This is a genomic window from Actinomadura sp. RB99, assembly GCF_014706005.1.
Lineage (GTDB): Bacteria > Actinomycetota > Actinomycetes > Streptosporangiales > Streptosporangiaceae > Spirillospora.
The window spans coordinates 1-2,696 of record NZ_JABMCA010000158.1; the positions used below are offsets into that span (position 1 = coordinate 1).

Sequence of the window (2,696 nt, forward strand, 5' to 3'; positions counted from 1 at the left end):
GCCCGAGGCCGTCCTCGCGCACGCCGGCGATCCCGATAGCGGCGGCCGACCGGTCCGGGGTGACGTCCAGGACGAACGCGACCTCGCCGACCGGCACGGACTCCTCGTCCGCCGTCGCCATCCATGCGGCCTCAGAGATGACCTCCCAGCCGCCCGCCTGAACCGGGTAGTTCCCCACGCTCAGCAACTCGCGCCGCCAACCGCGCGGCGACATGGTGGCGTGCAATTTCGACAGGCCCTCGAGCGTCACCCGGCCGCGCCCGAGCGCCGGGTTCGTCCGCGCCCAGACCGCCGGGTCGTCGGGATCGTCGTGCTCGGCGCAGCCCTCGCCGCACTGATCACCGCACAGGTCGGCCGACCACTCGAAGAAGGCGAGCCGTCCGGGGTTGTCCGACAGGGCGCGCTCGCGGACGCGGGCGATCTGGTCGCAGGGCGCCATGTCCTTATCTCCCGCGCTGCCGCCGTAGAAGACCTGCGGGTTCGGGCGGGCGAGCAGCGTGGGCATCATGGCGTCCACGGGCGCGTCACTGAGGTGCTGGCACTCGTCCATGAGCGCGCAGTCCGCCGAGAACCCACGGCCCGAGCCGGTCGAGCGGGCGACGAACCGAAGCCGCTGCCCGTTCGGGCACTGCGCGGTCGGTGCCAGCTCGATGCCCTCCTCGCCCTTGGAACGGGCGACCGTCTTGACGCGCTTGCGCAGCTCGGGCGCGCCCTCGATCAGCCCCAGGACGCGCCGAAAAATCTCACCGGCCGTCTTGAACTCGTGCGCCGAGTAGAGGATCAGCTCCTCGCCGAACAAGAACAGGCCGGCGAGCATCCGCGCCTCGAAAACCGCAGACTTGCCGTTCTGGCGGGCGACGATCATCCCGGCCTCGAACGCCGACCACCGGCCGTCGGCCTGAACGCCGAGCGACCGCTCGAGGACGAGCGCCTGCCACGGGTCCAGGACCAGCTTGGCGCGGCGCGCGAGGTCCACGGCCATCCGCCCAGCCGACCGCCGCGACTCCGGGTAGACGCAGATCCGGGGGTCGTTCGCGCCGACGAGCGGCGGCAGCTCGCGTTCCTCCGCGACCGCCGTCACGACCCACCACCGACGATGCGCAGGCCCTGATACTCGGCCTGAAGTTCGGCGACGCCGTCCTTCTCCACCTTCGGCGGGGCGAGCTTGCGCAGGTCGGACAGCAGCGCGCGAAGCTGGCCGTGCAGCATCGCCGCGGCGGGCGCGGTCGTCTTCGGCCGGCCGATCCGCCGCGCGAGGTCCAGCGCCGCCGCGCCCTCGGGCGCGTGGTCGAGGCCCCACTCGGCGAGCTGGTCGGTCACCGCGCGGACGAGGGCGTCCGTGACCGGAGCGTCGTCGTCGAACTCGTCATCGAACGCGTCGTCCACGGCGACCACCCCCGATCACAGACGGTGAATGTCACGCGGAGTCACGGCCGGATGATCAAGGCCAGTCACTTAAAGTCACGGAGAGAGAAAAGGGAGGCAGGGCGCGGGGTCCCCCGCAGGGCCGAATCCCGCGGGATCGGCCCTCCCCCCTCCCTCCCCGGATAACCCCAGGTCAGAGCCCTGTCGGTCCCGGGTTCACGGTGAGTGAGCGCCGCGCGGTCACGGTCCGTGCGTCACGCCCGGTGTTGCGGAGCGTCACCACTCACGGGATGTAGTCGGGCGCTCGGCAGGTAGGTCACTGGACGTGATGTCCGTGGCCGCGTGCCACCGGTACCATCGGGTCGCGACCGAGCGGGCCGTCGCGGGCCGTTGCTCGGCGATGCGCCGCATCACGATCGCGCGGCCGGGATTGACCACGACCACGCGCGCGGCGTGCCGTACGTACTGCTGCATCGCGGCCTCGCTCGGCTGCGTGTGGATCACCCACACGTCCACGCGGGCGGACTGCCGCAGCGCCTCGACGAGCGCGGCCGTGTGGGCTCGCAGCGTCACGGCCAGGAGCGCGCGGCCGTACCGTCGTGTCGCGGGTCCAGCGTGCAGCGCGTTCGCGATGGCGTCCATGTCGAGGACGATGTCGCCGGGCGCCGCGTGCTCCCGGACGTAGGTGGTCTTGCCCGCGCACGGCGGGCCGGTCACCACGGTCAGCATCACCAGTCCCGTGACGTGGACGGGCGGGCGACGCGCGGCCGGTCGCCCTTGCCCTTGACCTGGTTGCAGCATTGCCCGCAGGTCGGGCACCGGGAGTACGCGCCGTGCGCGGGCCGCAGGTGAGCCGGGTCGTCGGGGTCCAGGCCGAGGGCGAGCAGCTCGGCGAGCGGAGGCTCATGGTCGGCGTCGCCTGCGCCGTCGTGGCCGCAGAGCCAGCACACGGTGCTCGTGCTCAGGATTTCGGCGCGGGCGCGGCGCCAGCGGCGGCCCTTACGTCCGGCGCTCGGGGCGGGCATGTCACCACCCCTTGGAACGACAGGAGCCCCGCCGCGCAGTGCGGTCGGGGCTCGGGCGGTCCGTTTCCGGGCACGCGGAAGATGGGGTAATTAGATCATGAATTCGGTGGCGGCGTCCACGCCTGGTCGTACTGAGGGTGACCGACGTACGGCAGGGCGAGTAGGCGCAGCGTGTCGCACGGATGATCAACGCCGCTCACGCAGCCGCAGGAGTCGGTGCCGCCGCAGGTCTTGCACTCACCGAAGCGGTTCGGCGAGTGCTCGTCGATAATCCGCCGTTTGAGTTCGACTTCGGCCAGTACCCGC

Annotated in this window: 5 protein-coding genes; all 5 read right to left on the minus strand. The window is 71.9% G+C overall.

Translation table 11 applies throughout. The features are described from left to right. Positions 1 to 1,081, minus strand: a 1,081-nt coding sequence (locus amrb99_RS49155; protein WP_190868990.1) for a terminase large subunit, incomplete at its 3' end; no start/stop codon positions are given. Beyond that, positions 1,078 to 1,386, minus strand: a complete 309-nt coding sequence (locus amrb99_RS49160; RefSeq protein ID WP_190868991.1) for a hypothetical protein — start codon at positions 1,384 to 1,386, stop codon at positions 1,078 to 1,080. The genes amrb99_RS49160 and amrb99_RS49155, both read right to left, overlap by 4 nt. A gap of 255 nt (positions 1,387 to 1,641) precedes the next feature. Next, positions 1,642 to 2,094 (minus strand): AAA family ATPase, encoded by a 453-nt coding sequence (locus amrb99_RS49165; protein ID WP_190868992.1) that lies wholly within the window; start codon positions 2,092 to 2,094, stop codon positions 1,642 to 1,644. Further along, on the minus strand, positions 2,094 to 2,390 hold the full coding sequence (locus tag amrb99_RS49170; protein ID WP_206700422.1) for a hypothetical protein: 297 nt from the start codon (positions 2,388 to 2,390) through the stop codon (positions 2,094 to 2,096). The genes amrb99_RS49165 and amrb99_RS49170 overlap by 1 nt, the downstream gene beginning before the upstream one ends. Positions 2,391 to 2,485: 95 nt before the next feature. After that, positions 2,486 to 2,696, minus strand: a 211-nt coding sequence (locus amrb99_RS50450) for a DUF6221 family protein (RefSeq protein ID WP_206700423.1), incomplete at its 5' end; no start/stop codon positions are given.